Source organism: Rathayibacter sp. AY1A7, from assembly GCF_002930845.1.
Taxonomy (GTDB): domain Bacteria; phylum Actinomycetota; class Actinomycetes; order Actinomycetales; family Microbacteriaceae; genus Rathayibacter.
This window is the reverse complement of record NZ_PSTL01000001.1, coordinates 241,483-258,235: the sequence shown is the minus strand read 5'-3', so window position 1 is coordinate 258,235 and position 16,753 is coordinate 241,483. Positions and strand designations below refer to the sequence as shown.

Sequence of the window (16,753 nt, the reverse complement as noted above, 5' to 3'; positions counted from 1 at the left end):
TGGCCTTCGGCGTCTCCGGGAGCGCGGGTCCGGTCGGCGCATCGGGCAGGATGGGGGGATGCCAGCAGGAACCTTCACCGTCGCCGAGTCCGTCGAGCTGGCCGTCGTCGAGCGATCCGGGTTCGTCGAGTCGCGCCACGCCGGCTCCGCCGTCCTCCTCGACTCCGAGGGCCGCGTCGCCCGCAGCCTCGGCACCCCGACGGCTCCCGTCTTCCCCCGCTCCTGCCTCAAGCCGTTCCAGGCCCTCGCGGTGATGACCGCCGGAGTCGAGCTGAACGGCGCGGAGGCGGTCATCGCCACCGCGAGCCACGCCGGCATCCCCCAGCACGTGGCGCTGGTGCAGAACCTGCTCTTCCGCGCCGGCCTGGACCACACCGCCCTGCAGTGCCCGGCCGACTGGCCCGGCGACTCCGGGACCCGCGCTCAGCTGCTGCGGGCGGGCGCGACTCCGGACCCGCTCTACATGAACTGCTCGGGCAAGCACGCGGCGATGCTGCTGGCCTGCGTGCAGAACGGCTGGAGCACCGAGGACTACCTCGAGCGGACGCACCCGCTGCAGCAGCACATCGTCGACACGATCGAGCGCCTCACCGGCGAGCGCGTCGTGGCCTCGGGGATCGACGGCTGCGGAGCTCCCGTGCACGCCCTTCCTCTGACCGCGCTGGCGAAGGGCGTCTCGCGGATCGTGTCCTCCTCCCCCGCCTCACCGTTCGGCCTCTACCGCCAGGCGGGCGTCCTCACGGCCGCGATCCTCGAGAACGCGTGGGCGATCGACGGCCCGGGCCGGGACAACACCGTCGTGATCGAGCGCCTGGGCCTGGTCGCCAAGCTCGGCGCCGAGGGCGTGCTCGTGATGGCCTCGCCCGACGGCACCACCGTCGCCCTGAAGATCCTCGACGGGAGCCTGCGCGCCGCGACCGTGGTCGCGCTGAAGCTCCTGGTCGAGGCGGACGCGGTGCACCGGACCGCGGCGAACGACGTGCTGGTGCGGCTCAACCCGGTCGTGTCGGGCGGCGGGCGCCCGGTCGGCGCGATCCGTGCCTCCTACGTCTGACCGCACGTCCCGGCACGCCCTGAGCTACTGCTCGCGCGCGAGGCGCTTCGCCCGGGCAGCCGCGGAGACCTGCGTGATCACCACCACGAGGATCGCCAGGACGAACACCGCCGATGCGATGACGTTCGCCTCCGCCGGGATGCCGCGCGCCGCCGCGATGTAGATGTACTTCGGGAACGTGGTGACCGATCCGGAGTTGAAGTTCGTGATGATGAAGTCGTCGAAGCTCAGCGCGAACGAGAGCAGCGCCGCGGCGAGGATGCCGGGCAGCAGCAGCGGGAAGGTGATCCGCCAGAAGACCTGGTTCGGCGACGCGTAGAGGTCGCGTCCCGCCTCCTCCAGCTTCGGGTCCAGGCTCGCCACCCGCGCCTTCACGGTGACCACGACGAAGCTGATGCAGAACATCGTGTGCGCCAGCACGATCGTGACCAGCCCCTTCTCGGCGCCCACGCTGAGGAACTGCGCGGCGAGGCCGGCTCCGAGCACCACCTCCGGAGTCGCCATGGGGAGGAACAGCAGCAGGCTGATCGCCGACCGGAACCGGAAGCGGAACCGCACGAGCGCGATGGCGATCATGGTGCCGAGCGCAGTGGCCAGCACGGTGGCGATCACACCGACCAGCAGGCTGTTCCCGAAGGCGGTCATCACCTCCTCGCTGGTCCAGGCCGACACCCACTTGTCGAGGGTGAACCCGCGCCAGGCGAGGTTGCTCTTCCCCGAGTCGTTGAAGGAGAAGACGAAGGTGTACCCGATAGGGATGAGCAGGAAGAGCAGCGCCAGCGCCGTGTAGACGCCGAGCCCGAGGCCCCGGAAGCGGCGGCGGCCCCGGATCGGGGCTGGGGGCGGCGCGCCGAGCGCCTCCTGGGCGCTCGCGAGCGGACGGTCGGCCGTCGCGGTCACAGGAGGTCCTCCGTTCCACTGCGCTTCACGTAGAAGCCGACGATGACCAGGATCACGGCCATCAGCACGATCGAGAGCGCGGCGGCCGCCGGGTAATTCTCGAGCGTGAGGAAGTTCGCCTCGATCGCGTTGCCCACCATCGAGGTCTGCGACGAGCCGAGGAAGTCCCGGCTCGCGTTGATGTAGTCGCCCGCCGCGGGGATGAACGTCAGCAGCGTGCCCGAGACGATGCCCGGCATCGACAGGGGGACCGTCACGCTCCAGAACACGGAGGCGGGGTGCGCGTAGAGATCCGACCCCGCCTCCAGGAGGCGCACGTCGAGGCGCTCGAGCGTCGTGTACAGCGGCAGCGTCATGAACGGGATGAAGTTGTAGGTGATGCCGAAGATCACGGCGATCGGCGTCCCCGTGAGGTGGCCGTCGCTCGGCAGGACCGCCACGGCCTTGAGCGCCTGCACGAGCGGGCTCTCGTCCGCGAGGATCTGCTTCCACGCCAGCGTCCGGAGCAGGAAGCTGATGAAGAAGGGCGCGATCACCAGCGTGAGGAGCAGGTTCTGCAGCAGCGGCCAGGGCCGCGCTTTCACTCCGATGAAGTAGGCCAGCGGGTAGCTGATCACCAGCGCGAGCACCGTCGCGATCAGCGCGTAGCCGAAGGAGCGGAGCACGTGCGGCCAGTAGTCGCCCATCACCACGAGGTAGTTCTGCCAGGCGAACCCGGGGGCGTACTCGCCGATGTCCCCGTCCGGCACCTCGGCCTGGAACGAGGTGAGCACGAGCGAGATCAGCGGTGCCAGGAAGAACAGCAGCATGTAGGCGATGCCCGGCAGCAGCAGGACCAGCGCGATCGTCGACCGCCGGCGGACCGGAGCGTCCTGAGGATCCGCCTGCCCCGTGGCGAAGGCGGCGAAGGCCATGCCTACGCTCCCCCGCTGCGACCGGCCAGGAGCCCCCGGCGCTGCACGGCGATGGCGCTGGTGGAGTCGTCCGCCTCGAAGCGCGGGACCGAGCCCGGTTCGTCCGCGAGTCCGAAGCCGTGCTCGGTGCTGAAGCCGACCCACACCTCCGCTCCCTCGCCGACGACCGGCCCGAAGACCATGTTCTGCGCGAAGACGACCACCGGGCCCAGGCCCGGCATCCGGATCGTGTACTGGGTGCTGACCCCGCTGAAGGAGACGTCGACCACGCGGCCGGGCCCGAGCACGTTCCGGCCGGATTCCGCCGACGGCTCCTGCGTCAGCAGCAGGAGCTTCTCGGGGCGGACGCCGACCGTGATCTCCCCGCTCGTGCGGGCGCAGCGGGCGACGGGCACGACGATCCGGTGCCCGCCCGCGTCGACGGTGAGTGCGCGGTCGGTGCTGCCGACCACCTCGCCCGTGAAGAGGTTGGACTGGCCGAGGAAGTTCGCGACGAACGCGGTGCGCGGGAGCTCGTAGAGCTCCTCCGGCGCGCCCATCTGCTCGATCCTGCCCTTGTTCATCACCGCGACGGTGTCGGCCATCGTCATGGCCTCCTCCTGGTCGTGCGTGACGTGGAGGAAGGTGAGGCCCACCTCCTCCTGGATCGACTTGAGCTCCAGCTGCATCTGCCGGCGGAGCTTGAGGTCGAGGGCGCCGAGCGGCTCGTCGAGCAGGAGCAGGGCGGGCCGGTTGACGAGGGCGCGTGCGAGGGCGACCCGCTGCTGCTGACCACCGGAGAGCTGCGCGGGGCGGCGCTGGGCGAGGTGGTCGAGCTCGACCAGGCGGAGCGCCTCGTGCGCCTTGCCGACGGGGTCGGCGATCCTCCGCCGCTTCAGGCCGAAGGCGACGTTCTCGAGGATCGACATGTGCGGGAACAGCGCGTACGACTGGAACACGGTGTTGACGGGCCGCTGGTACGTCTTCGTCTCGGTGACGTCCCGCCCGCCGATGAGGATCCGGCCGGCGGAGGGCTCCTCGAGCCCGGCGACCAGGCGCAGCGTCGTCGTCTTGCCGCAGCCCGAGGGGCCCAGCAGGGCGAAGAAGGAGCCCGCCGGGATGGTGAGGTCCAGGGAGTCGATGGCCGTGAAGCCCGGGTACTGCTTGCTGATCCCGACCAGCTGGAGGTCGGCGCCGCTCTCGGCGAAGGTCCCGATCGCCATCAGATGCCCAGGAGCACCTTCTGGAACTCGGCCTGGTACTCCTTCTCCTCCGCGGCGGTCAGGGTCCGGAACACGTGCGCCTGCGCGAGCGTGTCCTCGTCGGGGAAGATCAGCTGGTTCTCGGCCAGCTCCGGATCGATGCTCTCCATGACGTCCTTCGCTCCATCCACGGGGGTGATGTAGTTGACCCAGGCGGCCACCTCGGCGGCGACCTCGGGCTCGTAGTAGTAGTTCATCAGGGCCTCGGCGTTGGCCTTGCGCTCGGAGCCCATCGGGACCACGAAGGTGTCGTTCCAGAGCGCGCCGCCCGAGTCGGGGAAGGCGAACTCCCACTTGTCGCCGGCCTCGGCGTTGATCAGGGTGATGTCGCCGGACCAGCAGATCGCCGCGAGGGTGTCCTCGTTCTGCAGGTCGTTGAGGTACGCGTTCCCCTTGATGTTGCGGATCTGTCCGGCGTCGACCTGCTCGCGGAAGACGTCGATCGCGTTCATGTACTCGTCGTCGCCCCAGGAGCCGGCGATGTCCGTCCCCTGAGCGAGCATGATGAGCCCGATCGTGTCGCGCATCTCGCTCAGCACGCCGACGCGGCCGCGGAGCGACGGATCCCACAGATCCTCGATGCTCGAGAGGCCCTTCGGCAGCTTCTCCCTGTTCCAGCAGATGCCCGAGAACCCCGCCTGGTACGGGAGGGAGAGCCGACGGCCCGGATCGAAGTCGGGGTTCGCCAGCGAGGGGGTGAGGTTGGCGATGTTCGGGATGTTCGCGTGGTCGAGCTCCTGCACGTAGCCGCGGCGGACCAGGCGCGAGACCATCCACTCCGTCAGGCAGACCGTGTCGGCGCCGATGTACTGCCCGAGCGCGAGCTGATCCTTCACCTTGCCGTAGTACGAGTTGTTGTCGTCGACGGCGACGTTGTAGGTCACCGCGATGCCCGTCTGCTCCTCGAAGCCCTGGAGCGTGGGGTGGTTCCCGTCGTCGTCCTCGTCCATGTAGGCGGGCCAGTTGTCCCACACCAGGCGCGGGTCGCCGGCCGATCCGTCGGCGGCGGCGGTCGGAGCGGCACGGGTCTGCGGGGCGCAGGCGGCCAGGGCGAGGGCACCCGCTCCGAGGCCGATCCCGCCGAGGACCGCCCGACGCGAGAGGACCGCCCGGCGCTCGCGCTCGTGCGAGCGTGCCGCGGCGACGGCCCGGCGGAGGACGGGATCCCTCGGGAGGGGACGGGTCATGGCGGGGGCTCCTGACTGCGTCGGGGCTCGTGCCTCGGGGGCCGAACGTGGGGAAATACTGGCACAGCGCTCATCCGCCTGTCACGGCGAACGGAGGAGAACGCTCATCCGGAAACATGATCGTCACGAATTCCGCACCCGGAGGCCGTATCGACCGCCGATTCGGTCCCCGGAGGCCGTGCCGTCAGCGGGTGAGGGGCGGGCGTCCCGAGCCGCCGGCGGACCCGTCGACGCGCTCGACCGCCATCTCGACCGAGGAGAGCAGGATCCGGCTGCCGAGCTTCGCGCGGTAGCGGCGGCCGGCCTCGAGCGGGAGCGGCGCCTGGGTCGGTGCGACCAGCACGGACCCGTTGGCCGACCAGCGGTCCCTGACCCAGAGCCCGCCCTCGTCGAAGCCGAACTCGAGGTGGGTCTTGGAGAGGGATCGCGACGGATCCGGGATCGCGAGGATGTGCCGGAACGTCTCGTTGGGGTCCGGGAGCGGCTGGCGTCCGATCAGGCCGTTGCCGGTCACGATCGCGTGCTGCCCGGTCGCGAAGCTGAGGCGCACGAGCCCCTGCGAGGGCGGCGCCATCGGAGCGCCGGGGGCGGGACGGCGGTGCCGGCCGGGGGCCAGGCCCGGCAGCCAGGCACGGCGGGACGGATCGAGGACCGTTGTGTCGCCGGAGGACGAGGGGCGGGACGCACCCGTCGTGGCATGCGCCGCCACCGACGAACCGCACTCGCCGCAGAGGATCGCCCCGGGAGCGAGGTTGGAGCCACACGTGCTGCAGATCACCGAGAACGCCCTTCCGCTCACCATCGTACCCAGCGCCGGCGCGGGGAGCCCCGAGCCGGCCGAACCCGACGCGAACCGGCAGGCGCAGGACCGTCGTACGGCCGTTCGGCGCGTGCGGGCGGTCCGGCGGCACCGCCACCGCGGCCGTCCCGTGCCGGAGCGCTGCTCGTCAGACCGGCGCGCCGGCCTCCTCGTCGCCGGTGACCGCGAGGACGTCGACGACGATCACGGTGACGTTGTCGCGCCCGCCGTTGTCCAGCGCGGCGTCGACCAGGGCGTCGGCCGCCTCCTGAGCGGAGCCGGTGCCGCTGAGCAGGTGGCCGACGCCGGCATCGGTCAGCTCCTTCGTGAGTCCGTCCGAGCAGATCAGCAGACGCGATCCGGCGAGGACGGGCACGAGCCGGTAGTCGGGGACGGGCGCCTCGTGGAAGCCGACCGCGCGGGTGATCACGTTGCTGTGCGGATGCACGTCGGCCTCGTCGCGGGAGATCAGGCCCGCGTCGACCAGCTCCTGGACGATGGAGTGGTCCACGGTGAGCTGCACGAGGGTCCCGGCGACGCTCAGGTACACGCGCGAGTCGCCGATGTTGAAGACGGACCAATAGGGCTCTCCCCCGACCACCGTGAGCGCGATCCCGGTGACCGTGGTCCCGGTGCCGACGTCGGCCGTGTGCGACTGCCGGGCGATGTCCCCGACCGCCTCTCGAAGCGCCCGGTCGATCTCCTCCGCTCCGACGGTCGCGCCGAGCGCCGCGGTGGACAGGCGCGACACGACCGCGTCGCTGGCGACCTCTCCTGCCGCGTGCCCGCCCATCCCGTCGGCGACAGCGAAGAGCGGGCTCTTGGCGAGGTAGCTGTCCTCGTTCGCGCTGCGCACGTGGCCGGTCTCGGTGCGCGCGGCCCAGCCGAGGGTGACTTCGGCCGAGGGTGCGTCGGAGCTCCAGGCGGAGACGGGGACGGTGACGGACGCGCGGCTGCGGCCGATCTGCGTCATCGCTGCTCCTCGCATCCCCGTGGCCCGCGGCCGTCCGGTCCGACGGCCCGTGACCGCCGGCGCCAGGGGTGCCCGGCCGCCTCCCGATGGTAGTCGCTGACGGCCCTCCGCCGAGCCGGCCGCCATCGCTGTCGCCCGATGTCCGTCGCGCAGACGGGTCGACGCTCCGACCACCGGATCCGATGCCGGATCGAGCTCCGACGTGCGGATCCACTTGCCCGGGCATCCGTGGACTGCCAGAATCGCCGCATGGCCCCGTCTCGCCCGCCCTCTCAGCGTCCTGTCCAGCTCGACGAGGTGTCGAAGGCGATCATCGAGCAGCTGCAGGCCGACGGTCGGCGCTCGTACGCCGAGATCGGCAAGGCCGTGGGCCTGAGCGAGGCGGCCGTCCGGCAGCGGGTGCAGAAGCTCACCGAGTCGGGCGTCATGCAGATCGTCGCGGTGACGGATCCGATGCAGCTCGGCTTCTACCGCCAGGCGATGATCGGTGTGCGCGTCACCGGCGACACCCGCGACGTCGCGGACCGGCTCGCCTCCATCCCCGCCGTCGACTACGTCGTGCTGACGGCCGGCTCCTTCGACATCCTCGCCGAGGTCGTGTGCGAGAACGACGACGATCTGATCGCCCTGCTCAACCAGGAGATCCGGTCGCTTCCCGGCGTGCTCTCGACCGAGACCTTCGTCTATCTGAAGCTCCACAAGCAGTTCTACAACTGGGGAACGCGGTAAAAGATGACCACCGAGACAGCCTTCTCGACCTCCGGCCTCGAGTCGGGCGATCCCGTCCGCGGGACCGACGCGCCTGGGGGGACCGACGACGCCTCCCTGCAGAAGAAGGCGAAGGACCACCTCTGGATGCACTTCACCCGTCAGTCGACGATGGACTCGGGCGCGGGCGTGCCGATCATCACGCGCGGCGAGGGACACCACATCTGGGACAGCACCGGGCGCAAGTACTTCGACGGCCTGTCCGGCCTCTTCGTCGTCAATGCGGGACACGGGCGGCGCCGACTGGCGGAGGCCGCGGCGAAGCAGGCGTCCGAGCTCTCCTTCTTCCCGCTCTGGTCCTACGCGACCCCCTCGGCGATCGAGCTGGCCGACCGGCTCGCCGACCACGCGCCGGGCGACCTGAACCGGGTCTTCTTCTCGACCGGCGGCGGCGAGGCGGTGGAGACGGCGTTCAAGCTCGCCAAGCACTACTGGAAGCTGCAGGGCAAGCCGGGCAAGCACAAGGTCGTCTCGCGCTCGGTCGCGTATCACGGCACTCCCCAGGGAGCGCTCGCGATCACGGGCATCCCCGGGATGAAGTCGATGTTCGAGCCGCTGGTGCCGGGCGGCTTCCGCGTCCCCAACACCAACTTCTACCGGGCTCCCGAGCACGGCGACGACCTGGAGGCGTTCGGCCTGTGGGCGGCGAACCGCATCGAGGAGATGATCGAGTTCGAGGGGCCGGACACGGTGGCCGCCGTGTTCCTGGAGCCCGTGCAGAACTCGGGCGGCTGCTTCCCGCCCCCTCCCGGGTACTTCCAGAGGGTCCGCGAGATCTGCGACAAGCACGACGTGCTGCTGGTGTCCGATGAGGTGATCTGCGCGTTCGGCCGCATCGGGCACATGTTCGCCTGCGACGAGTACGGCTACGTGCCGGACATGATCACCTGCGCGAAGGGGATGACCAGCGGCTACTCCCCCATCGGCGCGACGATCGTCAGCGATCGGATCTACGAGCCCTTCCGCCACGGTCAGGTCGTCTTCCCGCACGGCTACACCTTCGGCGGCCACCCCGTCTCGGCCGCGGTCGCGCTCGAGAACCTCGACATCTTCGAGGAGGAGGGCCTGAACGAGCGCGTGCGAGAGAACTCGCCCGTCTTCCGGTCCACGCTCGAGAAGCTGCTCGACCTGCCGATCGTCGGCGACGTCCGGGGCGACGGCTACTTCTTCGGCATCGAGCTGGTGAAGGACAAGGCGACGAAGGAGACGTTCGACGAGGACGAGTCGGAGCGGCTGCTGCGCGGATTCCTCTCGAAGGGGCTCTTCGACGCGGGGCTGTACTGCCGAGCGGACGACCGAGGCGATCCCGTCGTGCAGCTCGCGCCGCCGCTCACCATCGGCCCGCGCGAGTTCGACGAGATCGAGCAGATCCTCCGGAGCGTTCTCACCGAGGCCTGGTCGCGGCTCTAGCGACCTCACGCGGCGCGCTCCCGCCGATCGGCGGCGAGTGCGGCCGCGACCCGGCGCGCACCTGCGTGGTGCGGATCGAGAGCGACGGCCTCGTCGGCGAGCCGTCCGGCCTCGTCGGCACGGCCCTCACCGGCCAGGATCCGCGCGAGGAGGACGAGCACTCCGGCTCGCTCGCTCGCGGGTGCGACGACGGCGGCACGGCGGAGCAGCGGGGCGAGCGCTCCCGCCGCGCCGGGGTCACCGCCCCGCGCCGACCGCAGCACGCGGTCCGCACCGCGGCTGCGCTGCACGGCCACGACGAGCGCAGCCAGGCCCGCCGGCCGGACCTCGGGATCGGGACCGGCGAGAGCTCGCCGGAGGAGGTCGTCGACACCGCGCAACAGCACGTCGGGCAGTTCAGCCCGCGGGTGGCGGTCGAGGAGACGGTCGACCGCGGCGGCCACCGCTCGCGGGTCGTCCCGGTCGCCGGCCTCGAGCCCGTCGTCGCCGCCGGACGACGGGAGCACGGCGACCCGAAGGGCGAGACCGGGGAGCCGGCGCGCACGCTCCTCGAGGGCGGCGACGAGTCCCTCGCACGACTCCGGACCCGCCTCGCCGGGATGCACCAGCGCGAGTGCTCGCTGCACCCGCCCGAACCGGCCGAGCGCACCGAGGCTGGCCCGCGCGATCAGGGACGGATCCGCCCCCGACAGCTCGAAGCGGAGCGAGCCGCTCGGCGCGCCGGCCCGGAACGGGACGAGCACGAGGCTCGCCTCGGCCGCACCCCGCCGGGATCCGTGAGCGGCGTGGAACAGGGCGGCGTCGTCGGGTGAGGCCGGGACACGCGAGGCGGGAGCGGGGTGGAGGAAGATCGCTGAGGAGGTCATGCTGCGATCCTGCCGACCCTCGCACCCGCCGGGAGCGACGGCCCTCGGGATCATCGGAAGGATCTCGAGATCGCCGCCTGTGGAGGGAGAGGTCCCATCGACACCGAATCGCCGGCGCTCGGATGGCGCCCTCCGGCCAGGAATCCCTCCACAGGGACCGATCGGCCGAGTTCTGCACCGGTGTCCGATTCCCGCCGGTCGGTGGGGAGCCCCGCGGATACTCTCGACGCATGAGAACGACTCCCCTTCACGTCCGACGGACGACGAGCCCCCTCGGCCGCATCGAGGTGGGCAGCGACGGCGATGCGATCGTCTCGCTCGCCATCGAGCAGGCCGGTCTGCTCCCTCACGAGCACCTCCCGGAGTCGGACCTCCCGGTGCTCCTGCGGGCCGTCGAGCAGCTGGACGAGTACTTCGACGGGACCCGCCGCTCGTTCGATCTGCCGGTCGCTCTGCGCGGCACGCCCTTCCAGCTCGAGATCTGGCAGCGGCTCCAGGCTCTGGGCTTCGGGGAGATCACCTCCTACGGTGCACTGGGCACGGCCGCCGGTCGCCCCCGGGCGGGCCGGCCGATCGGCGGAGCGGTAGGTGCGAACCCGGTGCCGATCATCGTGGGCTGCCACCGCGTCCTCGCGAGCGACGGACGGATCACCGGCTTCAGCGCGGGCGAGGGCGTCGCCACGAAAGCCTGGCTTCTCGATCACGAGGGGATCCCCCACCGATGAGCACGGCCGACGGACTCGTCGAGGGAGAGGACGGCCTGGTCCGCTGCGCCTGGAGCGGCGCGGATCCGGAGTACCGCCGCTACCACGACGAGGAATGGGGCACCCCGCTGCACGGAGATCGCCCGCTGTTCGAGAAGATCTCCCTCGAGGCGTTCCAGTCCGGCCTCTCCTGGATCACGATCCTCCGCAAGCGGCCGAGGTTCCGCGAGGCCTTCGACGGCTTCGATCCGGCCCGCGTCGCCCGGTACGACGACACCGATGTCGAGCGGCTGATGGAGGACAGCGGCATCATCCGGAACCGCGCGAAGATCATCGCCACCCGGGACAACGCCCGGGCCGTGCTCGCGCTCCTGGAGCAGAGAGGCGAGGGCGCGCTCGACGAGCTCGTGTGGTCCTTCCACGATCCGGACGTCGAGGACCGGGTGGTCCGAGCCGCCGACGTCCCTGCGACGACGCCCGGGTCGACGGCGCTCGCGCGAGTGCTGAAGGCCGCCGGGCTCCGCTTCGTCGGACCGACCACCGCGTACGCGCTGATGCAGTCGGCCGGAGTCGTCGACGACCACCTCACCGGCTGCTGGCGCCGACGCTGACGCCTACGACTCCGGCACGACGAGGTCGAGCTCTCCCGTGTGCCGGTTCTCGGCGAGCAGGAACCCGCGCCCGGCCGCCCACGCCGAGAGCTCGCCGAGCGACTCCGTCGCCACCCGGTCCTCCGCCAGCGCCCTGACGAAGCGTCCCTTGCCCTGCTTGTTGAAGTGGTTCAGCGACCGGAGGACGCCGTCGGCCCCGCGCGAGCGGACGCGGACGAAGAACCGCCCCTCGCCCGCAGGGACCGGTCCGAGCGCCGCGTACGCCTCGCTCCGCAGATCGAGGACGAGCCCGTCGAGCGCGCTCAGCACCCGCCCGGCCTCCGCCGCCCACCACCGCTTGAGCGGTCTGCCCGGCACACGGGAGTCGTGGGACAGACGGTATGCAGGGATCAGGTCGAGGGCGCGGATCGGCCCCCAGAGCGCGGACTGCACGATCGCCGTCCGACCGAGCACCTCCCGTGCACCGGGATCGAGGCTGCGCGCGTCGAGCGCATCGAACAGCACCCCGTCGAAGCGGTCGACCGCGGGGAGACCTGCCGCGGTCGCGAGCCCCGCGTTGCGATCGATCTCGCCGAACTGACGCGGACCGAGCTTCAGCGCCCGGGCAGAGAGCTCGGGGTCCCCGGCCAGCGCGATCAGCGCCTCCGCCAGCTCGCGCCGCTTCGCGTGGAGCTCGGGGAAGGCGAGCGACTCGAGCACGAACGGCTCGTCGCCGCCGTCGCGCTTCGTCTCGGACGGTGGCAGCAGGACGTGCACAGGACTCCTTCGGAGAAGAGGGACGGGCGGCACGACGAAGGGGCCGGACGATCGCGATGATCGTCCGGCCCCTCCGAGCCGCGGTGAGCGGCGGTGTACTAGACCAGCGATGCCTGACGGGCGACCACGGTCACCACGTCGTTCTCGACGGACAGGAAGCCGTCGTCGGCCTGCGCGGTGAGACGCGTGCCGTCCAGGGCCGTGACGCGCACCTCGCCGGTGGCGAGGATCGCGAGCATCGGCTCGTGGCCGGCGAGGATGCCGATCTCGCCCTCGACCGTGCGAGCCGTGAGCTGCTTCGCCTCTCCGGACCACACCTCGGCGTTCGCGGACACGACGCTGACCTTCAGGGTCCCGGCCATGATCAGCCGTTCTCCTTCTGGATCTGGGTCCACTTCTCCTCGACGTCCGAGATCGAGCCGACGTTGAAGAACGCCTGCTCGGCCACGTGGTCGAACTCGCCCTTGGTGATCGCGTCGAACGACTCGATCGTGTCCTTCAGCGGGACGGTCGATCCCTCGACACCGGTGAACTTCTTCGCCATGTAGGTGTTCTGCGAGAGGAACTGCTGGATCCGGCGCGCACGCGACACCGTGATCTTGTCCTCCTCCGACAGCTCGTCGACACCGAGGATCGCGATGATCTCCTGCAGCTCCTTGTTCTTCTGCAGGATCTGCTTCACGTTCGTCGCCACGCGGTAGTGGTCGGCGCCCAGGTAGCGGGGGTCGAGGATGCGCGAGGTGGACGTGAGCGGGTCGACGGCCGGGTAGAGGCCCTTCGACGCGATCTCGCGGGAGAGCTCGGTGGTCGCGTCGAGGTGGGCGAAGGTGGTCGCCGGCGCCGGGTCGGTGTAGTCGTCGGCGGGGACGTAGATCGCCTGCAGCGAGGTGATCGAGTGTCCGCGCGTCGAGGTGATGCGCTCCTGGAGCACACCCATCTCGTCGGCGAGGTTCGGCTGGTAGCCCACCGCGGAGGGCATGCGGCCCAGCAGGGTCGACACCTCCGAGCCGGCCTGCGTGAAGCGGAAGATGTTGTCGATGAAGAGCAGCACGTCCTGCTTCTGCACATCGCGGAAGTACTCCGCCATGGTCAGGGCCGACAGGGCGACGCGCAGACGCGTTCCCGGCGGCTCGTCCATCTGGCCGAAGACGAGAGCGGTCTTGTCGAAGACGCCCGCCTCCTCCATCTCGGCGATGAGGTCGTTGCCCTCACGGGTGCGCTCGCCGACGCCGGCGAACACGGACACTCCACCGTGGTCCTGCGCGACGCGCTGGATCATCTCCTGGATGAGGACGGTCTTGCCGACGCCCGCGCCGCCGAACAGGCCGATCTTGCCGCCCTGCACGTACGGAGTGAGCAGGTCGATGACCTTGATGCCGGTCTCGAACAGCTCGGTCTTGGACTCGAGCTGGTCGAACTGCGGGGGCTTGCGGTGGATCGGCCAGCGCTCGGTGATCTCGAACGACTCTCCGTTGATCTTCCCGTCGGCGTCGGCGTTGAGCACCTCGCCGATCACGTTGAAGACCTTGCCCTTGGTCACGTCGCCGACCGGGACCGAGATCGGCAGGCCGGTGTCGTGGACCTCCTGGCCGCGGACGAGTCCGTCGGTGGGGTTCAGGGAGATGGCCCGGACGAGGTCGTCGCCCAGGTGCTGCGCGACCTCGAAGGTCAGCTTGCTCGAGACGCCCTCGACCTCGACGTGCGTGTAGAGCGCGTTGTAGACCTCGGGGATCGCGTCGTGGGGGAACTCGATGTCAACGACGGGGCCGGTGACGCGGGCGATGCGGCCGATGGCCCCGCCCGACGTCCCGGTCGCCGCCTCAGGTGCGGTCAGTGTCATTGCTACTTCCTTCTGTGGTCTCACCGCTCCCGGAGGGCGGAGTCGAAACTGTGTGGAGCGGAGCCCTCTTACTTGGAGGAGGACAGGGCGTCGGCGCCGCCGACGATCTCGGCGATCTGCTGCGTGATCTCGGTCTGGCGGGCGTTGTTGGCGAGACGCGTGTAGGTCTTGATCAGCGTGTCCGCGTTGTCGCTCGCCGACTTCATGGCCTTCTGGCGTGCCGCGTGCTCCGAGGCCGCCGACTGCAGCATCGCGTTGAAGATGCGGCTCTCGACGTACACGGGCAGGAGGCGGTCGAGGACCGTCTCGGGGTCGGGCTCGAACTCGTAGAGCGGGTAAAGCTCGCTGTTCTGCTCCTCGGCGCCCTCGACGACCTCGAGCGGCAGCAGCCGGACGACGGTCGGCTGCTGGGTGACCATGCTGACGAAGCGGTTGTAGACGAGGTGGATCTCGTCCACGCCGCCCTCCTCGTCATCGAGGTTGTACGACTCGACGACCGCGTCCGCGATCTCCTTCGCCGTCTCGAACACGGGCTGGTCGGTGCCGCCCGTCCAGACGCGGACGCTGGCCCGCTTCCGGAACGAGAAGTACGCGTTCGCCTTGCGGCCGACCAGGTAGAAGACGACCTCCTTGCCCTCGCTGCGCAGCAGCGCGGCCAGCTCCTCGGCCTCCTTGAGCACGCTCGAGGAGAACGCGCCGGCGAGGCCGCGGTCGGAGGTGAAGATCACGATCGCGGCCGTGTCCAGCTTCTCGCGCTCGGTCGTGAGCGGGTGCTCCACGTTCGAGTAGGTCGCGACAGCGGACACGGCGCGCGTGATCGCGTTCGAGTACGGCGCCGCGGCAGCGACGCGGTTCTGCGCCTTCTGGATGCGCGAGGCCGAGATCAGCTCCATGGCCCGAGTGATCTTCTTGGTCGTCTGGGCCGAGCGGATCTTCGACCGGTAGACCCGGAGTTGCGCTCCCATGTGTCTCCTGTTGTCCTAAAAGTGGCGAATCGACGGGGTGCCGCTGGTCAGCGACGGCCCTTGACGATCTTCTCCTGGCCGACCTCGTCGGCCGCGATGGCCTGGTGCTCCTCGCGCCCGACCGAGGCGAGCGGCTTGCCCTCACCGGTCTGGAACTCCAGCTTGAAGCCGTCGACGGCACGGTTGAGCTCGGCGACGGTGTCGTCGGAGAGCACGTTGGTGTCGCGGAGGGTGTTCAGCACCTGGGTGTTGCGGCCCAGGTAGTCCAGGAGCTCGCGCTCGAAGCGCAGCACGTCGGGGACCGGGACCTCGTCGAGCTTGCCGTTCGTTCCGGCCCAGATCGAGACGACCTGCTCCTCGACGGGGTACGGCGAGTACTGCGGCTGCTTGAGCAGCTCGGTCAGGCGGGCGCCGCGGGCGAGCTGACGGCGCGAGGCGGCGTCGAGGTCGGAGGCGAACATCGCGAAGGCCTCGAGCGAGCGGTACTGCGCCAGCTCGAGCTTCAGCGTGCCGGAGACCTTCTTGATCGACTTGACCTGCGCGTCGCCGCCGACCCGCGAGACCGAGATGCCCACGTCGACCGCGGGCCGCTGGTTGGCGTTGAAGAGGTCGGACTGGAGGAAGATCTGGCCGTCGGTGATCGAGATCACGTTGGTCGGGATGTAGGCCGAGACGTCGTTCGCCTTGGTCTCGATGATCGGGAGACCGGTCATCGAGCCGGCGCCGAGCTCGTCGGACAGCTTCGCGCAGCGCTCCAGCAGACGGGAGTGCAGGTAGAAGACGTCACCCGGGTACGCCTCGCGTCCCGGCGGGCGGCGCAGGAGGAGCGACACGGCGCGGTAGGCCTCGGCCTGCTTCGACAGGTCGTCGAAGATGATCAGGACGTGCTTGCCGCCGTACATCCAGTGCTGACCGATGGCCGAGCCTGTGTAGGGGGCGAGGTACTTGAAGCCGGCGGGGTCGGAGGCGGGGGACGCGACGATGGTCGTGTACTCCATCGCTCCGGCGTCCTCGAGCGCGCCCTTCACCGAGGCGATGGTCGAGCCCTTCTGGCCGATGGCGACGTAGATGCAGCGGACCTGCTTGTTCGTGTCGCCCGACTCCCAGTTGGCCTTCTGGTTGATGATCGTGTCGATCGCGATGGCCGTCTTGCCGGTCTGGCGGTCGCCGATGATGAGCTGGCGCTGGCCGCGGCCGACCGGGATCATCGCGTCGATGGCCTTGATGCCGGTCTGCAGCGGCTCGTGGACCGACTTGCGCGACATGACGCCGGGAGCCTGGAGCTCGAGGGCGCGGCGGCCCTCGGAGGCGATCTCGCCGAGCCCGTCGATCGGGTTGCCGAGCGGGTCGACGACGCGGCCGAGGTAGCCGTCGCCGACGGGGACCGAGAGGACCTCGCCGGTGCGGGTGACCTCCATGCCCTCCTCGATGCCGGAGAACTCGCCGAGGACGACGACGCCGATCTCGTTCTCGTCGAGGTTCTGGGCCAGGCCCAGGACACCGTTGGAGAAGCGGATGAGCTCGTTGGCCATGACGCCGGGGAGGCCCTCGACGTGGGCGATGCCGTCGGCGGCGTCGATGACGTAGCCGACCTCGGTGGTGGAGGCCTTGCCCGGCTCGTACGACGAGACGAAGTCCTTCAGCGCGTCGCGGATCTCATCCGGGCTGATGGTGATATCTGCCATGGGAATTCCTATTCGTTGGGTCCGTGCGAGCCGAAGAGGTCGTCGGGGCCTGACCTGGATGGTGCGGGGGTCGAGGGCAG

At 70.2% G+C, this 16,753-nt stretch carries 17 protein-coding genes; 5 read left to right on the top strand and 12 right to left on the bottom strand.

Features of this window, described 5'->3' with window-relative positions:
• Window positions 1-58 precede the first annotated feature (58 nt).
• On the top strand, window positions 59-1,054 hold the full coding sequence (locus C5B95_RS01125) for an asparaginase (RefSeq protein ID WP_104348290.1): 996 nt from the start codon (window positions 59-61) through the stop codon (window positions 1,052-1,054).
• Between the two features lie 24 nt (window positions 1,055-1,078).
• On the opposite strand, the gene C5B95_RS01120 is transcribed toward C5B95_RS01125, so the two are convergent.
• The 6 genes from C5B95_RS01120 to C5B95_RS01095 form a co-directional block, all read right to left on the bottom strand.
• Window positions 1,079-1,885: an ABC transporter permease gene (locus C5B95_RS01120; RefSeq protein WP_181027101.1), complete on the bottom strand. Its 807-nt coding sequence runs from the start codon at window positions 1,883-1,885 to the stop codon at window positions 1,079-1,081.
• A 65-nt stretch (window positions 1,886-1,950) separates the two neighbouring features.
• On the bottom strand, window positions 1,951-2,868 hold the full coding sequence (locus tag C5B95_RS01115) for an ABC transporter permease (RefSeq protein ID WP_104348289.1): 918 nt from the start codon (window positions 2,866-2,868) through the stop codon (window positions 1,951-1,953).
• 2 nt (window positions 2,869-2,870) lie between these two features.
• On the bottom strand, window positions 2,871-4,070 hold the full coding sequence (locus C5B95_RS01110) for an ABC transporter ATP-binding protein (RefSeq protein ID WP_104348288.1): 1,200 nt from the start codon (window positions 4,068-4,070) through the stop codon (window positions 2,871-2,873).
• Window positions 4,070-5,296 (bottom strand): PotD/PotF family extracellular solute-binding protein, encoded by a 1,227-nt coding sequence (locus tag C5B95_RS01105; protein WP_104223035.1) that lies wholly within the window; start codon window positions 5,294-5,296, stop codon window positions 4,070-4,072. The genes C5B95_RS01110 and C5B95_RS01105 overlap by 1 nt, the downstream gene beginning before the upstream one ends.
• A gap of 184 nt (window positions 5,297-5,480) precedes the next feature.
• Window positions 5,481-6,005, bottom strand: a complete 525-nt coding sequence (locus tag C5B95_RS01100) for a hypothetical protein (protein ID WP_104223034.1) — start codon at window positions 6,003-6,005, stop codon at window positions 5,481-5,483.
• A 238-nt stretch (window positions 6,006-6,243) separates the two neighbouring features.
• A complete protein-coding gene (locus C5B95_RS01095; protein ID WP_104225583.1) occupies window positions 6,244-7,068 on the bottom strand; it encodes a PP2C family serine/threonine-protein phosphatase in 825 nt (274 codons plus the stop codon).
• A gap of 249 nt (window positions 7,069-7,317) precedes the next feature.
• On the opposite strand from C5B95_RS01095, the gene C5B95_RS01090 reads away from it, so the two are divergent.
• Both C5B95_RS01090 and C5B95_RS01085 read left to right on the top strand, forming a co-directional pair.
• Entirely contained in the window at window positions 7,318-7,797 is a 480-nt protein-coding gene (locus C5B95_RS01090; protein ID WP_104223032.1) for an Lrp/AsnC family transcriptional regulator, read from the top strand.
• A 3-nt stretch (window positions 7,798-7,800) separates the two neighbouring features.
• On the top strand, window positions 7,801-9,246 hold the full coding sequence (locus tag C5B95_RS01085) for an aspartate aminotransferase family protein (RefSeq protein WP_104262499.1): 1,446 nt from the start codon (window positions 7,801-7,803) through the stop codon (window positions 9,244-9,246).
• A 5-nt stretch (window positions 9,247-9,251) separates the two neighbouring features.
• Here the strand turns inward: C5B95_RS01085 and C5B95_RS01080 are convergent, their stop codons facing one another.
• Complete coding sequence (locus tag C5B95_RS01080) at window positions 9,252-10,112, bottom strand: hypothetical protein (RefSeq protein ID WP_104348287.1); 861 nt, start codon at window positions 10,110-10,112, stop codon at window positions 9,252-9,254.
• 230 nt (window positions 10,113-10,342) lie between these two features.
• Here C5B95_RS01080 and C5B95_RS01075 point away from each other — a divergent pair, with 230 nt between their 5' ends.
• Together C5B95_RS01075 and C5B95_RS01070 are read left to right on the top strand one after the other, a co-directional pair.
• Window positions 10,343-10,837 (top strand): methylated-DNA--[protein]-cysteine S-methyltransferase, encoded by a 495-nt coding sequence (locus C5B95_RS01075; protein WP_104223029.1) that lies wholly within the window; start codon window positions 10,343-10,345, stop codon window positions 10,835-10,837.
• The gene (locus C5B95_RS01070) at window positions 10,834-11,427 is read left to right on the top strand and encodes a DNA-3-methyladenine glycosylase I (RefSeq protein WP_104348286.1); all 594 of its coding nucleotides are present in this window, start codon (window positions 10,834-10,836) and stop codon (window positions 11,425-11,427) included. Before C5B95_RS01075 ends, C5B95_RS01070 begins: the two co-directional genes overlap by 4 nt.
• A 3-nt stretch (window positions 11,428-11,430) precedes the next feature.
• On the opposite strand, the gene C5B95_RS01065 is transcribed toward C5B95_RS01070, so the two are convergent.
• The 5 genes from C5B95_RS01065 to atpA form a co-directional block, all read right to left on the bottom strand.
• Window positions 11,431-12,183: a YaaA family protein gene (locus tag C5B95_RS01065; RefSeq protein WP_104348285.1), complete on the bottom strand. Its 753-nt coding sequence runs from the start codon at window positions 12,181-12,183 to the stop codon at window positions 11,431-11,433.
• 98 nt (window positions 12,184-12,281) lie between these two features.
• The gene (locus C5B95_RS01060; RefSeq protein ID WP_104223026.1) at window positions 12,282-12,545 is read right to left on the bottom strand and encodes a F0F1 ATP synthase subunit epsilon; all 264 of its coding nucleotides are present in this window, start codon (window positions 12,543-12,545) and stop codon (window positions 12,282-12,284) included.
• Window positions 12,546-12,547: 2 nt separating this feature from the next.
• Window positions 12,548-14,023 carry a F0F1 ATP synthase subunit beta gene (atpD, locus tag C5B95_RS01055; protein ID WP_104223025.1) on the bottom strand — a complete coding sequence of 492 codons (1,476 nt, stop codon included), beginning with the start codon at window positions 14,021-14,023 and terminating at the stop codon, window positions 12,548-12,550.
• A gap of 68 nt (window positions 14,024-14,091) precedes the next feature.
• The gene (locus C5B95_RS01050) at window positions 14,092-14,988 is read right to left on the bottom strand and encodes a F0F1 ATP synthase subunit gamma (RefSeq protein ID WP_104223024.1); all 897 of its coding nucleotides are present in this window, start codon (window positions 14,986-14,988) and stop codon (window positions 14,092-14,094) included.
• A 47-nt stretch (window positions 14,989-15,035) separates the two neighbouring features.
• Complete coding sequence (gene atpA / locus C5B95_RS01045; protein ID WP_104223023.1) at window positions 15,036-16,673, bottom strand: F0F1 ATP synthase subunit alpha; 1,638 nt, start codon at window positions 16,671-16,673, stop codon at window positions 15,036-15,038.
• Between the last annotated feature and the right edge of the window lie 80 nt (window positions 16,674-16,753).